20 protein-coding genes and 2 pseudogenes are annotated in these 26,596 nt (G+C 67.4%); 8 read left to right on the top strand and 14 right to left on the bottom strand.

Translation table 11 applies throughout. The features are described 5' to 3' along the window. Positions 1–97: 97 nt before the first annotated feature. The 7 genes from ACSUPR_RS29165 (at position 98) to ligK (ending at position 7,052) form a co-directional block, all read left to right on the top strand. Positions 98–1,069: a DUF6282 family protein gene (locus ACSUPR_RS29165; RefSeq protein WP_436888290.1), complete on the top strand. Its 972-nt coding sequence runs from the start codon at positions 98–100 to the stop codon at positions 1,067–1,069. After that, complete coding sequence (locus tag ACSUPR_RS29160; RefSeq protein WP_436888288.1) at positions 1,066–1,833, top strand: ABC transporter ATP-binding protein; 768 nt, start codon at positions 1,066–1,068, stop codon at positions 1,831–1,833. The genes ACSUPR_RS29165 and ACSUPR_RS29160 overlap by 4 nt, the downstream gene beginning before the upstream one ends. Continuing rightward, entirely contained in the window at positions 1,830–2,696 is an 867-nt protein-coding gene (locus tag ACSUPR_RS29155) for an ABC transporter permease (RefSeq protein WP_436888285.1), read from the top strand. The genes ACSUPR_RS29160 and ACSUPR_RS29155 overlap by 4 nt, the downstream gene beginning before the upstream one ends. 232 nt (positions 2,697–2,928) lie before the next feature. Then, positions 2,929–3,954, top strand: a complete 1,026-nt coding sequence (locus ACSUPR_RS29150) for an ABC transporter substrate-binding protein (protein ID WP_436888283.1) — start codon at positions 2,929–2,931, stop codon at positions 3,952–3,954. Between the two features lie 226 nt (positions 3,955–4,180). After that, positions 4,181–5,308, top strand: a complete 1,128-nt coding sequence (locus ACSUPR_RS29145) for a 4-oxalomesaconate tautomerase (RefSeq protein WP_436888281.1) — start codon at positions 4,181–4,183, stop codon at positions 5,306–5,308. Beyond that, a complete protein-coding gene (locus tag ACSUPR_RS29140; protein WP_436888279.1) occupies positions 5,305–6,321 on the top strand; it encodes an amidohydrolase family protein in 1,017 nt (338 codons plus the stop codon). Before ACSUPR_RS29145 ends, ACSUPR_RS29140 begins: the two co-directional genes overlap by 4 nt. Before the next feature lie 47 nt (positions 6,322–6,368). Continuing rightward, positions 6,369–7,052, top strand: coding sequence for a 4-carboxy-4-hydroxy-2-oxoadipate aldolase/oxaloacetate decarboxylase (gene ligK / locus ACSUPR_RS29135; RefSeq protein WP_436888277.1), 684 nt, complete (start codon positions 6,369–6,371; stop codon positions 7,050–7,052). A gap of 122 nt (positions 7,053–7,174) precedes the next feature. Here the strand turns inward: ligK and ACSUPR_RS29130 are convergent, their stop codons facing one another. From ACSUPR_RS29130 to ACSUPR_RS29105, 6 genes are all read right to left on the bottom strand, one after another. Then, complete coding sequence (locus tag ACSUPR_RS29130) at positions 7,175–8,452, bottom strand: DUF3500 domain-containing protein (protein ID WP_436888275.1); 1,278 nt, start codon at positions 8,450–8,452, stop codon at positions 7,175–7,177. A 239-nt stretch (positions 8,453–8,691) separates the two neighbouring features. After that, the gene (locus ACSUPR_RS29125; protein WP_436888273.1) at positions 8,692–9,771 is read right to left on the bottom strand and encodes a peptidase C39 family protein; all 1,080 of its coding nucleotides are present in this window, start codon (positions 9,769–9,771) and stop codon (positions 8,692–8,694) included. Between the two features lie 40 nt (positions 9,772–9,811). After that, positions 9,812–11,938: an iron ABC transporter permease gene (locus ACSUPR_RS29120; RefSeq protein WP_436888271.1), complete on the bottom strand. Its 2,127-nt coding sequence runs from the start codon at positions 11,936–11,938 to the stop codon at positions 9,812–9,814. Beyond that, a complete protein-coding gene (locus ACSUPR_RS29115) occupies positions 11,935–12,990 on the bottom strand; it encodes an iron-siderophore ABC transporter substrate-binding protein (protein WP_436888270.1) in 1,056 nt (351 codons plus the stop codon). The genes ACSUPR_RS29120 and ACSUPR_RS29115 overlap by 4 nt, the downstream gene beginning before the upstream one ends. 31 nt (positions 12,991–13,021) lie before the next feature. Next, positions 13,022–13,855: an ABC transporter ATP-binding protein gene (locus ACSUPR_RS29110; protein ID WP_436888268.1), complete on the bottom strand. Its 834-nt coding sequence runs from the start codon at positions 13,853–13,855 to the stop codon at positions 13,022–13,024. A 68-nt stretch (positions 13,856–13,923) separates the two neighbouring features. Beyond that, positions 13,924–14,817, bottom strand: coding sequence for a helix-turn-helix domain-containing protein (locus tag ACSUPR_RS29105; protein ID WP_436888266.1), 894 nt, complete (start codon positions 14,815–14,817; stop codon positions 13,924–13,926). A gap of 704 nt (positions 14,818–15,521) precedes the next feature. Between ACSUPR_RS29105 and ACSUPR_RS29100 the strand changes: the two genes are divergently transcribed. After that, positions 15,522–15,641 carry a winged helix-turn-helix domain-containing protein gene (locus ACSUPR_RS29100; protein WP_436888265.1) on the top strand — a complete coding sequence of 40 codons (120 nt, stop codon included), beginning with the start codon at positions 15,522–15,524 and terminating at the stop codon, positions 15,639–15,641. 4 nt (positions 15,642–15,645) lie between these two features. Here the strand turns inward: ACSUPR_RS29100 and ACSUPR_RS29095 are convergent, their stop codons facing one another. The 8 genes and pseudogenes from ACSUPR_RS29095 to ACSUPR_RS29060 form a co-directional block, all read right to left on the bottom strand. Further along, entirely contained in the window at positions 15,646–18,021 is a 2,376-nt protein-coding gene (locus ACSUPR_RS29095; RefSeq protein ID WP_436888263.1) for a hypothetical protein, read from the bottom strand. 481 nt (positions 18,022–18,502) lie between these two features. After that, positions 18,503–19,828, bottom strand: coding sequence for a competence protein CoiA family protein (locus ACSUPR_RS29090; protein WP_436888261.1), 1,326 nt, complete (start codon positions 19,826–19,828; stop codon positions 18,503–18,505). Positions 19,829–20,081: 253 nt separating this feature from the next. Then, a complete protein-coding gene (locus ACSUPR_RS29085) occupies positions 20,082–20,279 on the bottom strand; it encodes a hypothetical protein (protein ID WP_436888259.1) in 198 nt (65 codons plus the stop codon). Between the two features lie 1,043 nt (positions 20,280–21,322). Beyond that, complete coding sequence (locus tag ACSUPR_RS29080) at positions 21,323–22,036, bottom strand: DUF2637 domain-containing protein (RefSeq protein ID WP_436888257.1); 714 nt, start codon at positions 22,034–22,036, stop codon at positions 21,323–21,325. Between the two features lie 806 nt (positions 22,037–22,842). Next, positions 22,843–24,687, bottom strand: a complete 1,845-nt coding sequence (locus ACSUPR_RS29075) for a tetratricopeptide repeat protein (RefSeq protein ID WP_436888256.1) — start codon at positions 24,685–24,687, stop codon at positions 22,843–22,845. A 184-nt stretch (positions 24,688–24,871) separates the two neighbouring features. Further along, a pseudogene (locus tag ACSUPR_RS29070) lies at positions 24,872–25,436 on the bottom strand (transposase); the annotation flags it as partial. Between the two features lie 191 nt (positions 25,437–25,627). Next, positions 25,628–26,002: pseudogene (locus tag ACSUPR_RS29065) on the bottom strand (tyrosine-type recombinase/integrase); the annotation flags it as partial. Positions 26,003–26,057: 55 nt separating this feature from the next. Beyond that, entirely contained in the window at positions 26,058–26,576 is a 519-nt protein-coding gene (locus tag ACSUPR_RS29060; RefSeq protein ID WP_436888254.1) for a hypothetical protein, read from the bottom strand. Between the last annotated feature and the right edge of the window lie 20 nt (positions 26,577–26,596).

Here is a 26,596-nt window from a genome sequence, read left to right as displayed (position 1 = left end):
GGGGACAACGGCTCTGACCAGATGTTACGTGGGTATTGACTGTCGTCACCAAGATCGTTAACAATGTCGCCAACCAGTTTGTTTGCAAAGAGGTGGCATGTTGAAACATCAGGTGCCCAGCGCACATGCCCGCGAACTCGTCCGAGGGGCCTACGACATCCACGTCCACATCGCTCCCGATGTGATGAAGCGCAGGGTGAGCGACCTCCAGCTCGCCCCGCGCTTCCGGGAGCACGGCCTGGCGGGCTTCGTACTGAAGTCCCACTACGCGCCCACGGCCGAACGCGCCGAGGTGGTCCGCAACGTCCACCCGGACGTGGACGTGCTCGGCGCCATCACGCTCAACGCCTCCGTAGGAGGCATGAACCCCGTCGCGGTCGAGATCGCGGCGCGCGGCGGCGCCCGGTTCGTGTGGCTGCCGACCGTCGACAGCGACAACCAGCGCAGCTGCCTGGAGGAGACACCCGAGGGCGCCACTCCCCCCATGTGGGCGAAGATCCAGCAGGACCTGCGGGAGGCGGGGATCGCCAGCCCCACCGTCGACGTGCTGGACGGGGACGGAGAGGTCACCGCGGCGACCCGCCAGGTGCTCCACGTCATCGCCGCGCACGACATGACCCTGGCGACCGGGCACCTTCACGGGGACGAGTCCGCCAAGGTGATCGCGCTCGCCCGCGAACTCGGTGTCCGGCGCATCGTCGTGACCCACCCCGAGTTCACCTCGCAGCGCATCCCCGCCGACGCGCAGAAGGGGCTGGCCGAACACGGCGCCTACCTCGAACGCTGCCTGACCACGCCGCTCACCGGCAAGGTGCCCTGGAGGGTCTGGCTGGACAACATCCGGTCGACCGGGCCTGCGGCCTCGGTCATCAGCTCCGACCTGGGCCAGCCCTTCAACCCGCCCGTCGAGGACGGCCTCGCGCTGGCCGCCGACGTCCTCCTCCAGGACGGGTTCACCGACGAGGAGGTGCGCCTGATGACGGTGCACAACTCGCGTTGGCTCGCGGGCGCCGAGGCGCTCTCCGACGCGCCCGCAGCGCACCTCGCGGAGCAGGCGGCCTCCTCATGAGCGTCGTCCTGGAGGTCGAGCACCTCACCAAGGAGTTCCAGCGCGACGACGTCGCCACGGTGGCCCTGCGCGACTTCAACCTGACCATCGAACAGGGCGCCTTCGTCACCATCCTCGGGCGCTCCGGCTGCGGCAAGTCCACCATGCTGAACCTGCTCTCGGGGCTGTCCAAGCCGACCGCGGGACGGGTCCTGCACCGGGGCGAACCGCACACCGGCCCCACCCCCGACATCGGCTACCTCACCCAGACCGACACGCTCATGCCGTGGCGCAGTGTGCAGCGCAACGTCGAGATGCCCATGGAGATCGCCGGCGTCGACAGGCACGAGCGTGAGGCGCGGGCACGCGAGCTCATCGCCACCGTCGGCCTCGCCGACTTCGCCGACAGCTACCCCCGGGAGCTCTCCGGCGGCATGCGCCGCCGCGCCAGTCTGGCCCGCATGCTGGCCAACGGTGCCGAGACCATCCTGATGGACGAGCCCTTCGGCGCCCTGGACGCGCAGCTGCGCTCCGAACTCCAGCGGGAGCTGCTGCGCCTGTGGGACGCGACCGGGCACACCGTCGTGTTCGTCACCCACGACATCGAGGAGGCGCTGATGCTCGGCGACCGCGTCGTCGTCCTGGGGCCTCTGGGCACCGTCCTGCTGGACCAGGAGGTGGACATCGACCGGCCGCGCGACCCCGACGAGACCAAGGTGCACCCCAGGTTCGTGGAACTGCACGCCACCCTGGCCACCGCACTGAAGAAGGGAGCGCGGCCATGACGGAATCCCCGTCCGAAACGCGCGAACGCGAGGACCACGCCGGTCTGAGCACGAGCGGCCCCGTCAAGGAGGCCCGTCGTCGCAACTGGTGGCACCGCAACGCCCGCACCGTCCTGGTGTGGGGCCTGCGGGCCGGGGTGCTCGTGGTGTTCCTCCTGCTCTGGCAGCTGGCCGGCCGCACCGCCGCCAACCCCATGTTCGTCTCCAGCCCGCTCGCGGTGTGGGAGCAGCTGAGCGCCTGGATCCTGGACGGCACCCTGGGCACGCACACCTGGATCACCATCCAGGAGGTCGTGCTCGGCTACGTCATCGGGGCCGCCGCCGGGGCACTCGCCGGGTTCGCGTTCGCGTCGGTCCGCCTGGTCTACGACGTGTTCGAGCCGTTGATGATGGCGCTGTACTCGATCCCCAAGGTCGCGCTGGCGCCGCTGTTCATCGTGTGGTTCGGCATCGGGATCGACATGAAGGTCATCCTGGCGGCCGTGAGCGTGTTCTTCCTGGTGTTCCTCAACACCGCCGCCGGGGTCCGCGACGTCGACCGCGGCCTCATCGACGCCGTCCGCCTGATGGGCGGCTCGAACAGGGACATCGCCCTCAAGGTGGTCCTCCCGGCCTCCATGTCCGGCCTCATCACCGGCCTGAAGGTCTCCATCCCCTACGCCCTCATCGGCGCGGTGATCGGTGAGCTCGTCGCCTCCAACCGCGGTCTGGGCTACCTCATCAACGACGCCGCCGCGCAGTTCAACACGGCGGGCGTGTTCGCCGCGGTCGTGGTGCTGACCGCGCTGGCCATGGTCCTCAACTCCCTCGTGGGCGTCCTGGCCTCCCGCGCCAACCGCTGGAAGCCGCTCGACGCCGAGTAGTACCCCGCGGACGAACACCGCGCGGCCGTGGCACCGGCCGCAGCGGTCACGACGTCGGCCCCGCACCGGCCATCGCACCGGCCGCGACGCCGACACCCCGCGCATGCCCCGCCCGCAACGAAACCGGAGCCACTGCGGCCCCGGACACGAAGCCCGGACGCGCACCCGCGGAGCATCCCCCAGGCCAGAGCACGCCCTCCGGCCGCCCACCACTCAACCGAGAGTCCACACCATGAAACTCAGCACGCACCTCAAGACGGCGGCCGCGATCGCGGCGACGGCGGGCCTCATCACCGCCACGGGCTGTTCCGGCGGCACCACCGACTCCGGATCCGACGTCCTCAACGTCGGCCAGATCAGCGACTCCGTCGCGTTCTTCCCGCTCTACGTTGCCGAGGAGCAGGGCTACTTCGAGGAAGAGGGCGTCGAACTCGGTGAGCGGCCCCGCCTGGGCACCGGTGCCAAGCTCGCGGCGGCCCTCACCTCCGGTTCCATCGACGTCGCCGCGGGGGTCCTCACCGACGCGTTCAACCTGGCGGAGAACAACCCGGAGACACAGGTCACGGGCTCCCTCGTCACCGAGTACTACGTGGACGTCGTGACGAGCTCGGACTTCGACGGGGCACCCGCGGACGCGCCCCTGGAGGAGAGGATCCGCTCCCTGGAGGGCGCGAACATCGGCATCACCGGCCCGGGCTCGGGCACCGAGGCGCTGCTCATCTACCTGTTCGAGCAAGTGGGCCTGGACGCCAAGACCGACGCCACCCTCGTCAACCTGGGCGCCGTCCCGTCCTCTGCCATCGGTGCCCTGTCCTCGGGGCAGGTGGACGCCCTGGCCTTCTTCCAGCCGGCCGGCCAGATGGCCCAGGTCCAGGGGGTCGGTGACATCTACATCTCACCGCAGCGCGGTGACATCCCCGACCTGGCCGGGGCACTGCACGGCACGCTGTTCAGCACCTCCGGGGTGCTCGAGGAGAAGGGTGAGCAGGTCGAGGCGTTCAACCGGGCCATCGACCGGGCGCTGGAGTTCATCCAGACCGACCCGCAGGGCAGCGCGGATCTGCTCTCGTCCTACCTGGAGGGCACCGACCCCGAAGCGGTGGAGGCCCTGACCGAGATCCTCCCGGCGGAGTACCCCGCCTCGTCCGCCGTGGCCGAGGACGCCTTCGGCGTCGCGGTGGACTTCCACCTGGAGTCCGGTCTGGTCGAGGAAGCACCCGGCTTCGAGGACCTCGTCTGGTCCCAGGTCCGGGAATAGCACCGCACCGGGCGGGTCTCGCCGCCGACGCCCCGGCGTCGGCGCGGGGCTCCCCCGGCCGAAGCGCCCCGCGAGGAGCACACCAGGCTCAGCGGGCGACCACACGAGGACGAGGATGACACTGTCAACGCCACCACCCGCCGGAGAGCGGCCACCGGAACCGGCGCACACCCGGGGATCCAGGGTACGCCGCCGCGGAAGCCAGCTCGCGATCCCCTCGGTCCTGATGCGGGGAGGCACCTCGCGGGGCCCGTTCTTCGCCCGTGCCGACCTGCCGGAGGACGAGGAGACTCTCGCGCGGGTCCTGCGGGCCGCGCTCGGCTCCCCCCACCCCCTCCAGGTCGACGGCCTGGGCGGCGGCCATCCGCTCACCTCCAAGGCCGGCATCGTCGGCCCGAGCCCGATCTCTGGGGTGGACCTGGACTTCCGCTTCGCCCAGTTGCAGCCGCACAACGACTCGGTGGACATGAACGCCAACTGCGGCAACCTGCTGTCGGCGGTCGTGCCCTTCGCCGTCGAGACCGGGATGGTCGTACCCACCGCGGACACCACCACCGTTCGGGTGCGCACCCTCAACACCGGGGCGGTCGCGGAGATCTCGGTGCGTACTCCCCTCCGCGACGGCGGGAGGAGCGTCGAGTACGCCGGGGACACGCACATCGACGGCGCCCCCGGCACCTCCTCACCGGTGACGATCGGGTTCCTGGACACCGCCGGATCGGTCGCCGGTTCCCTGCTGCCCACCGGTGGGCCCCGCGACACGGTCGAGGTCCCCGGGGTGGGACCGGTCGAGGTCACCTGCATCGACAACGGCCAGCCCCTGGTCATCGTCAGGGCACGCGACCTGGGTGTCTCCGGCTGGGAGGGCCCCGCCGAGCTGATGGCGAACGCCGGTCTGCGCGAGCGGGTCGAGGCGCTCCGGTTGGCCTGCGGCACCCTCATGGGTCTCGGCGACGTCTCGGCCCGCAACTACCCGAAGATGACGCTGGTCTCCCCACCGCGCCACGGGGGTGCCCTGACCACGCGCAGCTTCATCCCCCGCGTCGTGCACGAGTCGATCGGCGTCCTGGCCGCCGTCACGGCCGCCACGGCCTGCGTGATCCCGGGAACGGTCGCGCACCAGGTCGCGAACCCGGCGGACACCGGTGACGCCGGGGCCCCCGAGAGCCCCGGAGCCACCCTCTCCATCGAGCACCCCAGCGGGGTCTTCGACGTGGAACTCGGCTGGGAACCCGGCGCCCCCTCCCGCATCACCCGTTCCGCCCTCGTGCGCACCGCACGCGCGCTCATGGTCGGAGACCTCTGCGTCCCCCTGAGCGTCTGGAACCCGTCACCCAAGGAAGAGCACAGATGATCATCGACTGCCACGGACACTTCACCACGGCGCCCGACGCCCTGGGGCAGTGGCGCCAGACCCAGATCGCGGCACTCGACGGCGGGCCCGAACCCGGTGAACTGCACATCGGCGACGACGAACTGCGCGAGGCGATCGAGGGGAACCAGCTTGCCCTCATGGACCGGCGCGGGATCGACCTGACGGTGTTCTCCCCGCGGGCCTCCTTCATGGCCCACCACATCGGCGGCCCCGACACCTCCGCCCGGTGGGCCCGGGTCTGCAACGACCTCATCGCCCGGGTCGCGGAACTCTTCCCCGAGCGCTTCGCCCCCGCCGCCATGCTTCCGCAGTCCCCGGGCGCCGACCCGGCCGACTGCGTGCCCGAGCTGAAGCGCGCCGTCGAGGAGCTCGGCGCCGTGGCGGTCAACCTCAATCCGGACCCCTCCGGTGGGCTGTGGGACTCATCCCCCCTCACCGACCGCTCGTGGTACCCGATCTACGAGGCGATGTGCGAATACGACATCCCCGCGATGGTGCACGTCTCCACGAGCGTCAACCCCGCCTTCCACACCACCGGCGCGCACTACCTCAACGCCGACACCACGGCCTTCATGCAGCTCGTCCAGGGCGACCTGTTCGCCGACTTCCCCGACCTGCGGCTCGTCATCCCCCACGGCGGCGGGGCCGCGCCCTACCACTGGGGGCGCTTCCGCGGACTGGCGATGGCACTGGGCCGGCCCGAGCTGGAGCAGCACGTGCTCGGCAACGTCTACTTCGACACCTGTGTGTACCACCAGCCGGGCATCGACCTGCTGCTCGATGTCGTCCCGCACGAGAACATCCTGTTCGCCTCGGAGATGATCGGCGCCGTCCGCGACATCGACCCGTGCACGGGACACCACTTCGACGACACCGGCCGCTACCTGAGCGCCGCGGACCTCCCCGAGGCCGCGCGCGAGGCCGTCCTGGAGGGCAACGCCCGCCGGGTGTACCCGCGGCTCGACGCCCGACTCCAGAAGCAGGGCCGCTGAGGGCCGCCGCGGCCCGGACCCACCACCATCCGCTCACGAGGAGAACCATGACCGAGCTCGGAGTCGTCCACCGTTCCATCGAGCGCGCCGCGCCGGAGGCCGTCGAGGCGCTGTCGCGCTTCGGGGTGGCCACCGTGCACGAGGCGCAGGGCCGCACGGGCCTGCTGCGCCCCTACATCCGGCCGGTGTACCCGCAGGCCAAGCTGTGCGGGACCGCGGTCACCGTGCTGCTCCAGCCGGGCGACAACTGGATGCTGCACGTGGTCGCCGAGCAGATCCGACCCGGAGACGTGGTGGTCGCCGGGTGCACGACCGAGTCCGCCGACGGCTTCTTCGGCGAACTGCTGGCCACCTCGTTCCGGGCACGGGGGGCCGTGGGGCTGATCATCGACGGCGGCTGCCGCGACGCCGCCGAGCTGGCCGAGATGGACTTCCCCGTGTTCAGCCGGGCCATCAACGCCAAGGGCACCGTGAAGGCCACGCTGGGCTCGGTCAACGTGCCCGTCACCGTGGCCAACGCCCTGGTGCACCCGGGCGATGTCGTGGTCGCCGACGCCGACGGGGTCGTCGTGGTGCCCCGGACCGCGGCCTCGCAGGTGGCCGAGGCGGCACGGCGCCGCGAGGAGAACGAGGAGTCCAAGCGCGCCCGGTTCCGCGAGGGAGAGCTGGGGCTGGACATCTACGGGATGCGGGAGAAGCTGGCGGCGGCGGGCCTGCGCTACCTCGACTGACACTCGTCGGGACGGCCATAAGGCCGGATCCCGCGCGGGGACGCGCTGCCGTGCCGCCGCCCCGCCCCGGCTTTGGCCGGGGCGGGGCGGCGGCACGATCCGGTACCGGTACGGCCCCGGTGTCAGTCCTCTTCGGGCGGCCCGCCCTGCGGGCCGCCCTCCGGAGCACCCTCCGGGGCGCCGCCGCCGGGACCGCCCATCCCGCTCCCCTCCTGCTGGGTGACGCTGCCGGCGTAGTCGTTGGCGGGGTCGCGGTAGATGGTGTGGATGTGGCCCCACCCGGACGTGGTGTACCCCTCCACGTCGGCGCCCGCCGAGCCCTGCTGGTCAGAGAACTCGATGTAGGCGTTCGGGCCGGAGATCTGGAAGTAGATCCCGTCGCCCTGGGTCATGTCGTACTCGGTGGCCCCGGACCAGTTCACGTAGGTCTCGTCCAGGGTCGCCTCGATCTCGGCCAGGGCCGCGGCCGTGGTCTCCTCGTCCGCCAAGCCGACCCAGTTGGCGGCCACGTCGAGCAGGAGCTGCTTCTGCTCGTCGGTCAGCTCCGCCCCGGCCAGGCCGGTACCGGTCGGGTAGGAGCAGGCGCCGCCGGGGGCGCAGGTGAGGTTCGCGACCTCAGAGCCCTGGTAGAGCTCGGCCCTCTGCTCCTCGGTCAGGCTGTCGTAGAAGGCGAACGCCGTCTCGTACATGCCCGCGAGCGGCTGGACCTCCTCGCCCTCCTCGTTCGTGTAGACCGCGGGCTGGGAGCCCAGATGCGTGGGCGCGAACGTGATCGAGTCGTCGGAGCCGTCCAGCGTGGCGTTCAGGCCCAGGTGGTGCCCGCCGAACTGCACCTGCCACGCGCCGCTGTCGGAGGGGTCGCCGAAGAAGGCGATGTAGTACTGCCCCAGGGAGTCCTCGGTGCTGGAGCTGTTCTCCAGGAGGAACTCGTCGCCGCCCATGACGTCGGTGACGGTCTGGTAGCCCTCGTCGCTGAGCAGCGAGTCCAGGACTCCCAGGGCCGCAGCCCTCTGCTCCTCGGTCAGGTCGTCCAGGTTCAGCCCGGCCCGATCGACGAACGTGACCGGGAAGTTCGACCACGTCGTGGTCTTGGACTCGTCGTCGTAGGCGTAGAGCAGCTGTTCGCGCTGCTCGTCCGACAGCGTCTCCACGAACGCCTGTGCGGCGGCCGCGGTGTTGGCGATCGTCTCTTCGCTGGTCGTGGACGAGGAGATCGCCGTCCCTGATGTCGACGGCGTGACCGTGGACGTGGTGGACGACTCCGGAGCGCTGGTGCCTGCGGCGGCGCAACCGGTGAACATCAGGGCCGCCAGGAGCGAGACCGCGGCGGTCCGTATCGCTCTGGTGCGCTTCGGCTGGCGTCGGGCGCCCACGGTCTTTCGGCGGTAGTTGTTCGTCATGGAGACGAAGGTAGGGAATGAACCTTAGGGTTCTCTGCGAGCCGATTGAGAACAGAGTAAAAGTCACTCCTTTGCCTCCCGTCCGTCTGCCGGTCGCAGGAGGCCGGTGGACGAGGCCACCTGCCTCGTGGGCTTCTCCGGCACCGCCTTCTCCCAGTTCCCCCGCTGGGCGGGGCGGCCACCCGGGCGATGCCGCGGGCACGCGGTCGACGGGTCGGTGTGAAGCGGGAGCGGGCCCCTCATACGGGGTTCCCGAGGAACACGGCGCCGCGGCGGCGGTCCCGCTCGACCGCCCACATGGCGTCGAGCGAGGTGTCGGCCACCGGCAGCAGGTGGGCGTCGACCCAGGTGTCGCCCGTGGCGGCGTTGGTCCAGGGATCCTCCAGCACGAGGGCGCCCGGCACGGCGCCGTGGCACAGCACCCAGTGCGGCACGTCGAAGCCCTGCATCGCGGCGAGGGAGACCAGCAGCAGGATGTGCCCACCCCGTCCGACCATGCCGCGGACGTCGGCCACGGTCGGACGGCGCCGCTCGACGGGGACCCCGGCGGCCGCGGCCTCCGTGCGCGACGCCTCCTGGAGGACGGCGCGCCACTCCCGCTCGTCGCCGGAGTAGGACTCCAGCAGGACGGGCCGGTCCGTGTCGAGGAGGACCGTGACCGTCCCGGACGGCCACGCGCCGCGCACGGCGACGCCCAGCCCGACGGGCTCGCAGGCGGGGAAGTTCGTGGCGCGGCGCCACAGGGCCAGCTCCGCCGGACGGTCGAGGGAGTCCCGGGGTACCACCCCGGCCTGTGCCCGCGCGACCAGGGCGACGACGGCGCCGCAGGTGAAGTTCGTGCTCTGCCGGAGGTACGGGGGCTCGGCCACCACGTCCCCGGCCAGCCAGCGCACGTGGCCCGTCTCCGGCCCGTCCGCGTCCGGGGCGGAGCCGGGGGGTGCCTCCATCGGGGTGAACCCGGCGGCCGCCGCCTGCGCGGCGGGCGCCGTCCAACCCTCCCACTTGACCTGGACCGCTTCCCGGCCCCGTGCATGCCTGAGGACCGCGTCCACGGCTGCGGGCACGTCGCCGACGGCGTCGACGATCTTGCGGTAGGCCGCCCCAGGGCGTCCTGTCACCAGCGCGGCACCGGTCCAGCCCTCTCCTTCGGCGGCAGGGACGGCCACGATTTCCGGTGTGTGGGCCGAGCGGTCGACCGCGCCCCAGCGTTCGAGCACCTCTCCGGGTGTGATCGGCGCCAGCTGTGCGGGCGGGGTGGCCGGATCGAACGGGACGACGACGGTACTGGGGGCGTGCAGGTCCGGGCGGCGGGGCGGCATGCGGTACTCCTGACGGGTTCCGGTCGGACGGGGCGGCGGGTCATACGCGGGAGCCGCGCAGCAGCCAGAGGAGGTAGGGGGCTCCGACAAGGGCGATCATGAGCCCGGCCGGCAGTTGGGCGGGGGCGATCAGGGTTCGGCCCAGGGTGTCGGCGACGCACACCAGCAGTGCGCCCACCAGCATCGCGACCGGGAGGCCGCGCCCGTGCCGGGCACCGACCAGCGCCCGGGCCAGATGGGGCGCGACGAGCCCGGCGAAGCCGACGACCCCGACCGCGACCACGCTGACGGCGGCCAGGACCGCGGCCACGGCCAGCAGAGTCAGGCGGGTGCGCTCCACCCGCAGGCCGAGAATGCGCGGCGTGTCCTCGTCGACGGCGAGCAGGTCGAGGTGGCGGGCCAGGCCCAGCAGCAGGGGTGCCGCCAGGACCAGGGCCACGGCGACCGGCACGACGTCCGCGACGGTGCGCCCGTAGGTCGTTCCGGACAGCCACGTGAAGATGCGCGGGGTCTGCCAGGGGTCGGCGCGCAGCAGGAGGAACGTCGTGGCGGCGCTCAGGGCGTACCCGCACCCGATGCCGATCAGGACGAACCGGTCCGGGCGCAGCGCCCCACGCCAGGCCAGCACGGTGATCAGCGCGAATGTGGCCAGGCCGGTGAGGACCGCCGCGGTGACGAGCGCGGGGTAGCCGTCGGCCGGCACCGAGGTCACGACGATCACCGCGCCCAGCCCGGCCCCGGCCGTGATGCCCAGCAACCCGGGTTCGGCGAGCGGGTTGCGCACGGCGCCCTGGACGACGCCCCCGGCCAGGGCGAGCGCCGCACCGGCCAGGACAGCGGCGGCCACGCGGGGGACGCGTTCGTCCAGGGCCCGGCCGACCAGTTCCGGGGCGGTTCCCTGGAGCCAGAGCACGATGTCCCCGGTGCGCAGCCACAGGCCGCCTGCGAGCACACCGGTGAGCACCGCCCCGGCGAGCAGGGCCGCCGTGACGAGCAGGACACCGAGGAAACGCCGGCGCGACCGCGGTCCGCTCCGCGCTCCGGGGGGTCTGCGGACCGGGCCCGCGTCGCGCAGGCGCAGGGCCAGGACGACGATGAGGACGCCGCCCAGCAGCGCCGTCGGCACCCCGGTGGGGATCGAGGCGGCGCCTTCGGCGCCCAGCAGCGCGCGCAGCGAGGCGTCCGCGAGTAGGACCAGCAGTGCGCCCAGCAGCCCGGAGACGGTCACGAGGAGGAGGTGGCGCCGCAGCACCGGGATACGGCCGGAGATCAGGCGCGCCAGCACGGGGGCGCCCAGTCCGATGAAGGCGATCGGGCCCGCCAAGGTCACCGACACCGCGGTCAGGAGCACCGCGCAGAGCACCGCCGCCACCCGTGTCGAGCCGACGGGCACGCCGAGCGAGGCCGCGGTGTCGTCACCCAGGCCCAGCACGTCCAGCCGCCGGCTCAGCAGCAGCGCAGCCACCAGAACCGCGGCGATGAGCGGCAGCGCGCGCAGGGAGGCGTCGATGTTGAGCTGGACGAGGGAGCCGCTCCCCCAGGCGAAGAGGCCGGTGGTGTTCTCCTTGAACAGGATCAGCAGCATCCCGGTCGCCGCGTCCAGGGTCATCGCCGTAGCCGAACCGGCCAGGATGAGGCGTGTGGTGGCCGTCCCCGCGGTGCGGCCGGCCAGCCCCAGCACGAGCGCGGCGGCCAGCAGCCCTCCGGCGAGGGCCGCCAGCCCCGAGGCCCAGAGCGGGACGGCGATCCCGAACGCGGCGACCAGGGTCAGGGAGAAGTGGGACCCCGCCGTGACCGCGAGGGTGTCGGGGGAGGCCAGGGCGTTGCGCGTGACCGATTGCAGCAGCGCTCCGGCGACGCCGAGGGCGAAGCCCACGGCCACCCCGGCGAACAGGCGCGGCAGCCGCGATCCCGCCAGCACGTCGCCGACCGGGACCCCGCCGACCTCCTCCCGGGCCCCGAACGAGAAGCGAACCAGGTCCCACCAGCCCACGCCCGAGGTGCCCTGGGCGAGGTGCCACAGGCCCACCGCGAGGATGCCGGCCGCCAGGGCGGCGAGGACCGCCGCCCCGGCGGCGCCGCGCGGACCGGGGTGCGGTCCGGTGCACGGCGGGAGCCGCCGGGGGGCGGTCGGCAGGGGCTCACTGGTCCGCTGCCGGACGCTCATTCCCCGGTGAGGGCGTCGACGAAGGCGTCGACCGCCTGCTCGGTCGAACGCGGGCCGCCCGCGCCCCAGATCCGCGGGGGGAATGCGTGTGCCCGGTCCTCCCGGACGGCCGGGAGGGACGTCCAGATCGGGTTCTTCTCCAGTTCCTCGACGTAGCCGCCGACGCCTTCGTCGTTGGCGTAGAAGAGGATGGCCTCCCCGACCGCAGTGAGCCCCTCCACGTCGGTCTGGGCGAGGCCGTAGGAGGCGTTCACGCCACCGTCCCCGTACGCCTCATTGATCTCGTCCGTCCAGACAGGGGTCAGTCCGAGCTCCTCGCCGAGGGCGGTGAACAGCGCGCCCTGGCCGTAGGGCCGGATGGTGAGGTTGCCGCCCTGGAGCCAGCCGTCGAAGTACAGGAAGTCGGTCGTCGGCAGGTCGACGGCGGCCACCTCCTCCCGGGCCCGGGCCAGGCGGGCGTCGAACTCCCCGATCACCTGGTCGGCGCGTTCGGTGCGGCCCGTCGCCTCGCCGATCATCCGGAAGACGTTCCTCATGTTCTCGATGGGGTCGGCCGGGTCGGCGCCCAGAGTGACCAGGACGGGAACGCCGCGTTCCTCCAGCCGGGCGATGATCTCGTCGTCGGCGCCGAAGGCCTCCACGACGATCAGGTCGGGGTCGGCCCCGTAGAGGGTGTCGAGGTCGGGCTCCCCTCGGGTGCCGACGTCGGTCACGCCCTCGGGCAGCTTCTCCGCGCTCACCCAGGTGCCGTACCCCTCGGTGTCGGAGACGGCGACGGGGGTGACGCACAGGGTGAGGGCGTCCTCGACCTGCTGCCACTCGAGCACGGCGATGCGCTCGGCGGGCCTGTCGAGCTCCACCTTCCGGCCGACCCCGTCGGTGAGCGACACCGGGCCCGTCGACGTGGTCGTGGTGTCCTGGGCGCAACTCTCCGACGGAGGTGCGGCAACGGTGCCGGGCTCGGCCTCGTCGACGCTGGTGGTGCCGCAGCCGGTGGCGGCGAGGGCGACGGCGGCGGTGGCCGCGGTCGCGAGGTGGCGGAACCGGGTCATGGGTGGTGGGTCTCTCTAGTTCTGTGGTGGTTCATCGGTACGGTCCGGGGTGCCGGGCCGGGTGCCGACCCACGGGGTCCATGCGGAGCCGGCCGGTCCGGGGGTCCTGGGTGACCTCGATCCGGATGCCGTAGACCTCGCCGAGGTTGTCCGCGGTGAGGACCTGTGCGGGGTCGCCCTCGGCGTGGACGCGGCCGCCGCTCAACAGCAGCAGGGTGTCGGCGACACGCGCCGCGTGGTCGAGGTCGTGCAGCACGACGCCGACCGCGGCGCCGTGCTCCTGGGCGAGATCGCGGATCAGGTCGAGGGTCTCGACCTGGTAGCGCAGGTCCAGGTGGTTGGTTGGCTCGTCCAGCAGGACCACACCGGTGTCCTGGGCCAGGCAGGTGGCGAGCCAGACGCGCTGCATCTCCCCGCCGGAGAGCTCCCCGGCGGCCCGGTCGGCCATGTCCCGCACCCCGGTGACGTCCATCGCGTGGTCGATGGCGTGCCGGTCCTGTGCGGAGAGTCCGGCGAAGCCGCGGCGGTGGGGGTGGCGTCCGAACGCCACGACCTCGCCCACCGTCAGTCCCTCCGGCACGGGTCGGGACTGGGCGAACAGGGTGACCTCCCGGGCGAACCGGCGTGCGCTGAGCAGGGAGACCGGGTGTCCCGGCCCGCCGTCGCGACCGCCGAGCGTCACCTGTCCGCCGTCGACCCGGTGCAGTCGGGCGAGGGAGCGCAGGAGCGTCGACTTGCCGCTGCCGTTGGGGCCGACCAGGGCGGTCACCCGCCCGGCGGTCAGGGTCAGCGAGGCCCCGTAGACCACCGTGGTCCGGCCGTGGCGCAGGACCAGGCGGTCCCCGCGCAGGGTCCGTTCCCGCATCACAGCGGCGAGGAAATTAGGTTAGCCTTCACTCACTCAGGATAGATTCGGTCACTTCGTGACCGCAATCAGGACCCCGGGACACCAGATACGGGATTCCGGCCACCGGAGGTGCGCGGGGCGCCGAAGTACGCCCCCGGGGTGGTGCCCATGACGCGCCGGAAAGCGTCGATGAACGTGCTCGTCTGGGCGTATCCGAGGAGTTCGGCGACGTCCTGGACCTCGTGTCCCTCGCTGAGCAGCGCCAGCGCCCGGTGGACGCGCAGTGACCGACGCCACTGCGCGAACGACAGCCCGGTGGCGGCGCGGAACGCGCGGCTGACCGTCCGGGCGCTGGTCCCCCGGTCCCGCGCCCACTCCTCCAGGGAGCGGTCGTCGGCGGGGTCGTCCAGCAGCGCCCGGGCGATCGCGTCGATCCTGGCGTCGCCCGGGACCCGCAGCGCGAGCTGGGGCTCCGACGGTTCCAGCACGTCGAACACGACCGCCTCCGTCCGTGAGCGCGCCCCGCCGCCGATGTCCGTGCGGGCCAGGCGGATCAGCAGCGACTCCAGCACCGGGGTCATCGCGATGGCGGTGGGCCCCTCGAAGGCGACCGGGGAGCGGTCGGGGGCGAAGAAGGCGGTGTGGAGTTCGACCTTCGCCGTCAGCCGGCCGGCGTGCACCTCCCCGGCGGGCACCCACAGCCCGTGCCCCTCCGAGACGGTGAAGACGCGGTCCCCGACGCGGGCGGTCAGCGCACCCCGGCTCACCCACACCAGTTCGTGCGCGGGGTGCACGTGCGGCTCCCACTCCGTGGGTGCGGCCAGCACGTGCGACTCCGCGATGATCACGAAGGGCATCGCCGCGCCCTCCGGGAGCGGGGCGGCCCGTCGCACCACGGTGTTCGACTCGCGCGGCCAGGCCCCCAGCCCCGAGCCCCCGTGCGCCGGCGGCACCGGGGCCAGGATCGCACGCTCGTCCACCGCGGCCCACCTCCCCGACATCGACGTCCCACGGTATCCGCGCCGCCGCCCCGTCCCGGTCGGAGGGGACCTTCCGCACCGGTGCCGGAGGCGTTCGCCCCCTCGTCTCCCCGGCGGCCCCGGCCCAGGCTGATCAGGCCAACGGCTTTCCCGGCCGGGACCGCTACCGGACGGGAGCACCATGTCCGGCCCCACTCTCCCCTCCCTCATCCAGGGTGTCAGGAGGCCCGGCCGGCGGATGGCGCTGGTCATATCCGCAGCCATGCCTTGTTCGGTGCGGTCCCGACTCCGCCAGGCGCGGATCGTCTCGGCGGGAGAGGTCCGGATCGTGAGCCGCGTCCGGCCCGTACCGGGCCCAGGACCTTGCGTCGGAACCGGTCGGGGTGTCCACACCGTCCCACGAGGCCCTCCTTCACGGGTCACGTGGTCCCGGGAACCAGAAATCCGACTCCGAGGAACACAGGACACACCAGTCCTGGACCTGGTCCAGGCCGGACGCAGCATCGCGGACGTAGCACACGATCTGGACATCAGCTGGGACCGCCGTGCCGACCTCCCGCGGGCCCGGCAGCGCTCCACGTAGGCTCACCCCCGGCCAGATCGACCACCCGCGTACCGCGCTCGCCCAAGCCGCGCACGGCTGAGACGAGAACCAGCGCTGGGCCCTGGCCCGGATCGCCCGTCTGATCCGCACCCTGTTCGGAGTGGACTACACCCCGCGCGGAGTCTCCTCCCTGCTGCACCGTAGGGGTTGGGGCCCTCAGATGCCGGTACACCGGGCGGTGGAACGCGATACCGAGGTCTCCCCACCCCGCCCGCACTAACTCATCACCTCCTGTGCGAGATCCGCCTCGTGCTTCGTGGAGGTCGCATGACGTTCGGGTGGATTCGCCGTTGCAACCCCGAAACAGGTCGCAAGTATCGCAAAGCAGCAGTGTGGACAGCGTCGAGCGGCCCGATATGCGCGTCGTAGTAGACACCGGCGAGCTGCCGGGTGGGCTCGTCGTAGAGGAAGACAACACCTCGTGGGATGCCAAGTTGATGCTTCTTGGTACGCAAGTAGCCACGCAAGTGCAATTCGGCACGAGCTGAATCTTTCCCAGCCGGACGGGTGGCCCAAACGAACAACCATCCCTCGGCCGGGTCTACACTGCCGGTGATGGTCATGGTGAGAGAGCGACCGGTGCCGTCCGGTGACGGATTATCGAGCAGATCATTCGCATGGCGTGCGAACTTTTTCTGAACCATCGTGTCCATGGACAGCATGGTCGCGCTGATGCTCAACCAGCCGGTGTCCTGCCGTTCCTGCAATTCATCCAGTAGGGCTCCTACTGGCGAGGGGACCATTGCGGGCTTGGGTGCACGTGCCGAGTCTTCCGCATCGAGGTGCCGGGTATGGAACCATTGGTCCAGGGCGTCGGTTCGACTGGTCAGGAAAGCCGGTTGCTGCGCGCGGTAGCGGCGCAGTTGGGCCGTGGTTGGTTCCGGTGTGATCGGGAAAGCCGCATGAACCCGAGCCGGGTCGGGCTCGACATGGAGTCCTGCCTCGAAGAAGTACAGGAACAGGTCCAGTTCATCGGCGGCTTTGAACATCACGGTGACGTCGGGGTTGCGTCGTCGGCGTAGGTAGAGGAGGAATTCGGCCGGGCGGGAGATGAGCTCGCTGATGAGTTCGAGGTCGTGCAGCGACACCGTCCAGGGGATGTTGTCGAGGTCCAGTAGCCCTGCCTTGACCAGCTCCCTGGTGGCGGTGAGTACGGTTGAAAGGTCATCGAGACTGACCGCGATGGTGTGGATCTCCCGGATATGGCTGAGATCAACCCAGCCTTCGCCTTCGATACGCAGACCTCCGTCGCGCTCAATTCCCTCCCGCACTCGGCCGGCTTGCTCGGCAGCCTTGGTAATGATCTTGGTCAGGTCACTACGGACACGTGGTGTCCTCCCCCCGCGTGAGTGGGCGCTCAACGCGACGGCCTTGTCCTCCACCACCAGCGCGACATCGTCGAGCAGGACGAGATGATCGCCTTCGACTCGCTTGGTGTACTTCGTGGGATCAGCGGTTGCCAATTCAGTGTCGTTGGCAGGCACGTAGTACTCGAACCCGTCCCGGTACTGGGCACCGGGCAACACCCGGCCCAGCGCAGTGCGCACCCGGGATTCAAGAAGGTCACCACGGTACTTCTGATATATGTCCCATATCGCCGGTGAGCCCTTGAGGTGCTCTTCGAGGTTCTCCCGGACCGCAGCCATGCTCAACGCGGGATGCGGCAACATCATGCGCCCGTTGCCGGTGACGATGAGGGGCCGGGTCCTCATAGGGTTTTTCCCGGTGATGAACGCCTCGACGACCTCTGCGGGGGTGGCCGCCCCCAAGTGGAGACGGAATCGTTCGACGACGGCCTCGACCCGAGCCTCGATGATGCCCGTCTCCGCGGCGATGTCCTCGATCGTGACGGTGGCCTGGTCGGCGTTGGGAGTGAACACGGACGTGAACCCGGTCCAAGCACGTTCCACCAGTTGCGCGTCAGGCTCCCCACCATCCGAAGAGGCCATCGCCTCCATCATGGTCTCGCGCATCACATTCATACGGTCGTTCATACCGACCTCTTGCAGGTGATGGCAGGCGTTGAGCACGACCACCGCATCGGCGGCGTCGAATCCGAGTTCGGTGGTCAAAGCAGCGCGGACGTTCGGTTCGCCATCAAGGAGCGCGCGGTTGGTCACCTCCACCATCTCCGGGTAGGAGGGGTTGCGCACCAGGATCTCGGAACTGCGGATGAGCAATGACACCACGGCGTACTTGTCCTCAGGATCCACCGTCAGGACGGACCGCAGCAACGCAAGATGCAGGAGCTTTTCCAGCTCTTCTTTGGCTTCGGAGACGAACTGGTTCATCTCTTGGGCATCGACAGGAGCAGCATCCGCATCCGTGTCGGTAGTGGCCGTTGCTTCTCGTTGAGCTGCCAGAGCGATGAGTGCCAGCAGTTCAACCTGTGCGGCACCGGCCTCAGCTGCTACCGGAACCTGGTTGTCAAAGGCAATCGGCAGAAGCGCCAGTCGGGTGGCCTCTACGAGGCCGACCGCATCGAACCCTTGCAACTTCTCGACGAACCCGGAAAGGGCCTGCTCGAAGGCGGTACTCAGCGCCACCACACGGTCATCGGACGCAGCGACCGCCCCCAGGAGCTCTTCCATCTCAGCCAACGACTCAACCATGACCTGCGCATGGGGATCGAAGACCGGTACTGCCGTGACGACGCGGCGCTGTCGCTTCCTTCGCGCCTTCCGGCGCGCAGACCGAGAACCCATACGCTCATCTGACCACACGCCAGGGACAGTTGAGTGAGGGATTTAGCACCGTCCAGTGCTGCACAGACAAGGCCGAACCGTGTACGAGCCTGACCTGCACACCTTCACCGGCCGTGAGCGACGCGGGCTGCTAGGCCAGGTCTCATACCGGGATGCCCTCCAGCGCACCGGTCCCTCAAACAGAAAAACACGAGAGACTCGTCTTCCTGAGCCAGGACCTGATCGAACTTGCCCTTTCGCCCCCACTGACCGATCAGACTGCCCCACCGGGGTTTGGCGTTTGTGTAGTCGGATGCTCTCACGTTGGCGGGCGGTGTGGGCACGGTGGCGGTGGCGTGTGTGGCGATCGACCAGGCACGGAAGTCACGGACGATTTTCAGGGATTCTTGTTCTGATTGGTGAAGGCCCTGGGAGCGTGGTACCAGCACCGGCGGCCTCCGATATAGGCGCGGGTAGGTATGGCCCCACAGGGGGCACCCTTAATAGCAAGGTGGTGGCCGCAGGGAAGGTGTTCCTGTCCAGGCATGGCTTCGGCGATCCAGGAGGCGATCTCGTCGGACACCGTTGGGGTGGTTTCTGGTTCGGGTTTGGTAAAGGGCCGATCGCGGGTGACCACGGGGATGACCGGCGTGCGCTCCCGTGTATGAGCGGCACCATCGCGGAAAGTACGGGAGCCTCCTGAGGGGCGGGGGCGAGTCTTTTCTGGCTGGTGGAGGACAGAGTCGTGGGACTGGTAGCCCTTGTCGGTTCTGGTCGCGGGGGTGGTGTGGATGCGTAGTCTCTCCGGCAGGTCGGACTCGGTGAACCGGCGCCGCTGAGCGTGGGCGTACTCGTCGTGATCGTCGGGTGTGGCCCAGATCCGGGACACCGAGCGCATGTCGGCAGAGGGGATGGCGAGGGGTACGAGCAGGCCCCCGGCCGAGCTTTCAACGAACTCCTCCAGGCGGGTGGGTGAGCGCTCCCAGATGCCGTGTTCCTTACCGCAGTCGAGGGTCAGGCGGCCGGGGTCGGGGCACGGTCCGGGGATGTTCCTGCACCATTTCCACCGGTAGGTGCTGATGCCGTCGGAGACCCAGGCGGCGCGGCCGTGGAGGATCTGCTCGGGGAGCATCTGGTTGGCCATGGACCAGGGCACCTTGTGGATGAGTTCGCGGGTCTTGGACTTGGCGCTGAGGACGGTGGTGAGCCAGGAAGGGGTTCTCCCATCCCGGTAGGCGGTGTTGGTGCGGCGAGTGATGTTGCCCTTGGATGTGCGGGCGATCTGTACTTCCCAGCTGATCCGGCGTCCGTCGGGGCCCACCACGATGACATCAGTGCGGCCCTTACGGTCCTTGGTGGAGGACTCGTAGTCAGCGAACAGGCCGGCCTTGGAGGCATCAGTGGCGATGCGGTCCTTCCACGCCTTGTGTTCGTCGCTCTCGACCGCGTGGCAGGGATCCTTCTTGGAGGCGTGGTGAGCGACCTCCCAGAACCCTTCGCGGTTGCGTTTTTGGCGCACGTACATGGACGCGGCGTCTTGGCGCCGCGGAGTTTCGAGGCAGCGGGTACACAGCAGGTCGCCCTTGCGGTAGGAGCGGCGTTTACCGGGAGCGGTGTAGAGGAGGGCGCGGAGGTCCTGGGGGGCAAGGCCGAAGTCGTCCAGGTTAGGGTCGATCTCCAGGCCAGCCGCTACCCACAGGACGAGGGCGAGTTCGTCTGCCATGGCTACCTCACGGGGGAGGGGGTGTGCTGATGGTCGCAGGCGAGTGCGTCAAATCAGGAGCTCGAGGAGTTCGTGCGTGGTCTCCTTGCGTTAGTGTTGGTGGGACGCGCAAGCAGAGTCCAGGGTTGCGGGCAGAAGCGGGCCGCCCACGGTGCTATCCGCGCGCAAGTTCGTCTGCTCACTTCAGGGCGGCATCATGGTTGGCGTAGTCCTCGGTCGCCGCGGCCGTACCGCCGAGTCTCTCCAGAGCGCATCAGCAGCTTCGGCATGTCCCGTGCGCACCGTTACGGCCCGCTTTCGCCGGGGCCGGTGTGACGGTGATGCCGCCGGAGAATTCGAACCGCACGACGTGCGCGAACGCGGTCTCCCCTTCCTGGGCCCGCTCCTCCAACATGGTGATGTGCGCATCACCTTCCGTGAGGGACACCGCCACAAGGTCGGGCTGGTACATCTCGATCGGCCAGGCTTCTCCTCGAGCTGGGTGTTGGTGTGCTGGCCGTCGAATCCGTCGCGGTAGCTCTCCAGCCAGGTGGTGACGGCGCCGACGGCTCTGGGTGTGGGGCGAGCGGCGTCGCGACCACGAACGTGCAAGGTTGTACGTGATCCCTGATGAAACTTTCCCAGGCCCACACCAACCCAGAATTTCCCGGGGGTCTGAGGTCGCAGGAAAGAGCCCTCAGGGGACCATCGGTGTACAGGAGACCGTTGTGAACCCAACGGGGGGCCGGGAGTCGGACAAGCGTCATCAGTTCATCACCCCCACCGGGAAGAGCACAAGTGACCGGACAACCAGAAGACCAGGTGCACTCCCGACCCACACGATACGGCTCCACAACGTTTCGCTCAGCACTCGAAGCAGACTGGGCCGCCACTCTCGACGGCATCCGTACCACCTGGGAATACGAACCCCGCGCCATCACCCTCCCGAGCGGTGCCATCTACTTGCCCGATTTCTGGCTACCGGACTTCGGTATCTGGATCGAGATCAAGGGACCCAGGACACTCCATATCAAAAAGGCTCGGGAACTCGCAGAGACACGCGCATGCAAGTGCTCAGAGAAGTGTCAGTGCGAGTGGCCCAGCGGTGAACTTGTTCTCGTTGGCCATCCGGCAGTCCCGCCCCCGTGGGACGAAGATGACCCCTACCCCCGTCTTCGCTACGGGTACATGGCCTGGTCATCGCTCAAGGGCCCAAATGTTTACCTCGGCCCGTGTGGAGTCTGCGGCAACTACTCATGGGTGGTCATGCGCCGCCCCTTGATGTGCAGGAAGTGTCGCATCGAGTGGGAGGGTGGGCACCTTCACTCCGGGTTTGGCCACATTGACTTCCGCCGCGCAAAGCGCTGGCACGACGACCGCTCCTAATCCGATGTTCTCAAGTTGCTCCAGGGAAACTTCTCCTCCAGCCAGCCAGATCAGCAAGCAAGACCAGCTGTGTTGCGGCATCAAACTCAAGCACACACCGAAGCCGATGGTCTTGTGCCCGAGAGGTGATCATCCCTGATCGACACGAGCTGACACCCCATGCCTGATCTGAATCCCTCGCTTTTTCACCAGCCTCCCCCAACGCTCCTTACGGCCAAAGCGATGAGCTATCTCCTTTCCAGTCGGCAACTCGCCTGTCACGTTTTCCCGCTCCTCTGCCCACTTCCATGCGCGATCCTGGAACGAAGGCAAGGCATCAGAAACCTTTCCGTCATTCCGAGAGGGCACGACCCGGAGCGCCGTCTCGGTCCGCCCTGCAGGCGGCTCAAGGTCACCAGCCTGCTCAGGGGCAATGCTCGCTGTGTTCTGCTGACCGTCTGCGTACGCAGTGCGTACGCTCCTGGCACTGGTGCGGAACTCACGCATGAGCAGTTCATACGCACCGATCAGCGCAAACGACGGCCAGGCGTGAATAATCCGCGACCACACCGTAGGGTCAGCGACCGCGACATTGGCCGCCAGGGACGCGCCAGATCCAATGATCAGCAGCCCCCAGGGCAGCACACCGCCCTTACGACCGTGGCGCGCATCGCTCAACAGCGTCATCGAAGCGCCCACGATCATCCCGTCCACTGACAACGGGAACAGGGCGGCGCGCCATTCGGGTTCGCCGTGACGCAACGCGAGTTCGTACATGTGGGAGTAGGACACCACCGCGGCGATCAGTGCCAGCAGCAGGACAGCGCCGATCGTGACCCACCGGGACCAACGGGAAGCAGCCACCGCACTCACTCCCCCGCGCCCGGACGCTCATCGCGCGAACCGCGGTAGCCGTCCCTGCGCACCTTGGCGTGAGCAGGAAGGAGTTCGATCTGTGGCCCCTCGATCACAGGCTGAAGGTTCGTATTGTGTCGGGCTGGGTGCGCCACAAAACCCCAGGTCACAGGGGTTACCCAAGGACCTCGCAAGAGGTCCTCGCCGCGTTCCGGGCCGATGTGTGCTCCTGGTGTGCTCCCCAGTACAAGGCCAGTACAGGTGGCGGTTGACCTCGCGGAGCACTTTGCCATCCTGTGACCCTGCAGCGCCCTTCCCCGTGTCCGCCCCCGGGATAGCCCCACGCGGGCCCACAAGCGCCCCGACGGTCACATAGGGCACCGTTGGGCCAGGCTACGCCCTGTCGCCCCACCGGCCGCATATGGCCGTTCCATCCAAAGCCCCTTACCCCGCAGGGGGCGCACCAAAATCAGGTGGTACGGGCAAGCCGAGGTGGACCGGGGCAGTAGCGGCCAACATCGCGATCCCGCACGCGCTAGGCGCGGGGCTGTGGTTCGGCAGAGTCTCCATCACAAGCCAAGGGTGCGAGTCCGCACCCTAGGCGGCGGGCATCACGACCGCACTGGCGTTGATCGTCACCGCCATCGCCTGGACCGTTAGCTCCCGAGCTTCTCCCTCATCACCTCCAGCTTCAGGAAATGAGAGCACGACCGTTAGGCACTACACCCTCCGCATACCAAGAAATTCCTCCTTCCGATTTGCAAACATATAACCCTTTTCAGATGCACCTTAATCAGCTTTGTCAATTTAATTATTCACTCTTCATGCAGAAGTTTTATAATTTCCATCGCCGCATCGTCCCCCTTTTCGGCGGCACGCTTCCAGTAAGCTTTGGACTTATCGATTTCCCCCCGCTTGTAGAATAGTGCGCCAAGGGCCACAATGGCATCCAAGGAGCCAAGCCCATCAGCCTTTTTATACCAAAATTCAGCTTTTTCCAAATCACCCTTCGCTTCCACCTTCAATCCAAGTTGCACCATGCTTGAAACGTCACCCCTACTTGCCGCCTTAGACCACCAATAGAAGGCTTCATCTGCTTCTCCTTGCCCATCGAGGAGAAGCCCGAGGCCTAGCATGCCAGCAATAATTTCCTTCCTGGCAGCACGCTCGAAGAAGCTCTTAGCTTTAACTAAATCTCCGCTCTCCCTATACAGAAACCCCAGTGCAGTAATGGCTTTTTCATGACCTCTGGTGGCCGCCAGATTCCAGGCAAGTTCCACAAACAGTGAAATATGGTCACCCGACTCAAAAAAGGAGGCAAGTTCACCCTCTACGAGGAATGGGGCAGGGTCGTCAGCTGCCTTTATACCCATAGAGAAGAGCACATCAGGGTTCTTTATATGAAGCAAGGCATCACCCCATACGGCAGGGGGTATAGGATCAGATACGACATCAATCAAATAATCAAAGGGTCGCCAACTAGGATGACCCATGTCATTAGAAGGTACAAGCAGACTGCTAGCACCAAATACTACTTCAGAAGCCCATTCCAAAGCATCAGAAAAGGGTTCAGGGCGCAAAGCAGAAGGTAGTTCATACCTAGCGTGTGCCACTTCAAGGAGTTCACTCGTGACATGTTCAACTCCGATGCGCGCCAAGTCCACTGCCGCAGCCACAAGGCGGTAACCACGCGGGTGACCACCCTCCGTTCCGATACTGTTTTTTGAACACTTCCAAAGGTCAATAAGTTCGGGCGCAGCAGCCAGATACTCGGCCACACCGTGCACAAATGTCCCATTTTCTGCGCTGCGCCTCTGGCCCTCCAACGCATCAGACAAGGCCTGATCGCCGTATCGATTGGCAGTTTGAGTGGCTCGCGTAATTTCCGCTTCGCTCCACACTCGATCAAGATATACAGGATCTACACTGCGTATAATACCTTGACCGCTCTGCATCTGCACAAGATCCCGAATACCTCTCGTACGACTTGAAACACTACGGTATTCGTCGTAGATAACCTGGCGCAGAGTAGCAATCACCACTACCCCCATCTCGACCAAGGAATATATCATTGCCACATCAAGGCTGCTATTAGTATTTATATGCCTATCAATATCATCCAGCCAAACCACCACTCCTGAACTCCGACTAGCTTCGACCTTGACTCGCCTTGTCAAACTTGGCAAGTCAGATCCTACTTCCGGGATTATTAGGCTGTGATTTGGGAATTGAGTAACGACCGCCTGCCAGGCCGCGCGAGTTTTACCCGAAGCCGATCCACCTACCACCAAGACAAAACCACCCCCAATACCGGCCTTGGTTGTTTGGGCGCGTAGATTTGCGTCGATGTCGCGCTCCACGTAGGTCACCACCGCCCCATTCCCACCCAGAGACCGATGTACCCCTACCTGATATAGATTCGCATTAGAAACCAAAACAGAAGGTTCCGAATTATCAATCGACGAGCCTTCTCCAGCTCGAAAGAACATGACCGGGCCAGCGATCACATTCGCCTGGACCGCCGCGCCCGAAACATCGCCCTGCACAGTGTTCTCAATCGCGGAATTTTCGTCAGAACCAATCTGAGACAGGCCGCCCTTAGGCGACACTTTGAAAATTCTCAGCACCCAATCCCGAACCGAATTTTTTGATCGTTCCATAACAGAATATTATTCCATAGAATTCTCCTAGTGAGAATTACAATAGAACAAATTTTTTGAACCTAGCCTCTGAGTGCGAATCTTGATCCGTCCTTCAGTCGGCTATACCATCACGGCGGTACACCTGGCCTCAGCTCTATCCAAAGCTTTAATGCGAGGCGTGGACTACAGCTCTCGGCGTACCGCATCTGACCAGCCAGAACATGGTGCGCTCGACCTGCCATCGGCGCAGGTGGGCGTAGTCGTAGCCCTAGTCACCGTGCAGATTGCCGATCTTCGCCTGCAGAGTCTGCGGCGGGGTCGGAGCGATCCCCGCCACCAGACTTTATGGAGCCTGGATGTCGTGGGTATTGGCCCCGAGATCGTCACAGAAAGAGGCAGACCCGTCTGATCGGTGATCAGGTGGGGCTTTGGTCCTTTCTTGCCCCGATCGACAGGATTCGGAGCCGCCAGGTCCATCCGTAGAGAGCACGCATGTTCACCGGGTCGATCGCACACCGCGACCAGTCCAGGTCACCCCGGGCACCGAACGCGCTCAGGACGGACCGGTGAAGCTTTACCCACACCCTGGCGCGGATCTACTCGGTGGAACGCCGGTGCGCGGTGGGGTTGGACGTTCCGAACACGGGAGGGAGCTGGGCCCAGGTGCAGTCGGTGGGAACCACAAAGATGATCGCGGCCAGCACCTAGCCGTCGCGGTGCCCGAGGGGCCCACCGCCCTGAGGGTGGGCGAGTTCCTCGGGCACCACCTATTGGAACAATGCCCATCCTTAAACGGTGGAGAGATGAAGAATCTGATGAGTGACCGTGTCCAGGGGACCTTTGATCCGATGGCCCACCGGCCCCGCCCACGAGGAAGCCCCAGGCCGGGCGGGGTGGACCCGCCTCGCAGCCCGGGGCTCGGGGCGCTGAATCGCTCCTGGTGTGCTCCCCCGTCCCGCTACCCGGCCGAGGCCGGTTCCCCGCGCAACAGCGCGGCGGTCGCCTCCGCCGCGGCCTTCGCGACGTCGGGATACACCGACTGGTACGTGTCCTGGGTGAAGTGCGTCGTGGCGTGGCCGAGCTCGGTGGAGACCACCTTCACGTCCGTTCCTGCGGCGAGCGCGAGCGAGGCGGCCCCGTGGCGCAGCCCGTGCAGCGTGATGGGCGGAAGTGCGGCGGCTTTGGCGATGCGGCAGAACCAGTCACTGACCTGACCCGGATGCCACCCCGAACCGTCCTGACGGGTAAACACCAGCCCCGTCACCTGCCAGTTCTTACCCGCTTGAAGGCGGGCCTCGTTCTGAAACCTCTTCCAAGCCCGCAGGATCTTAACGAATCAATACCGGAGTCAATGATCAAACCTCAACGATAAATATTCATCACCCTAATCACCATCCTGCACACCTAGCCACAAGTCGAGATATTTCAATTCTTTTTGCAATCGATTTATTAATCAGAGAGACAATTTCTGCTCTCGCAAGAGAAATCGAAGAACTCTTTGAAAAAATTAATTCGCTTTTTTCCTGCCAGGCCTGTTCGATTCCCCAGAGTGTTTCCTTGATTCCAGAGTAAGCTGGGTCAGAGTACCCACCCCTCACATGGAGAGCAGAGTCGCAGTGCTTCCAGAAAACCGAGGGATAATGAACTGAGTCATCAGGAACGAAATTTTTCTCCCGAAAACCCGCATCGATTCTAAGAATAAACTCAGCCGCCAAGCTATTAAAAAATTCCGCATCAAGCGCGTCCGGCGGCTCCGCCCCATCGTAAACGTAGGCGCGAAGCTTGTCCCCGCCCCCAGACTGCACCCAGGGGATCAGCTCCCCAGATTCAGCAGCACCAATCGACTGCATAAAAGGGAAACGGGACTCGTTTAGGAACGGGGACATCCGCAGTAGCACGAGCTCCAAGTGCGCAAGATACGCCGACA

This window comes from Nocardiopsis dassonvillei (assembly GCF_964273065.1).
Classification (GTDB): domain Bacteria; phylum Actinomycetota; class Actinomycetes; order Streptosporangiales; family Streptosporangiaceae; genus Nocardiopsis; species Nocardiopsis dassonvillei_B.
Note: the sequence above shows the minus strand (reverse complement) of the source record. Positions and strands in the feature narration are given on the sequence as shown.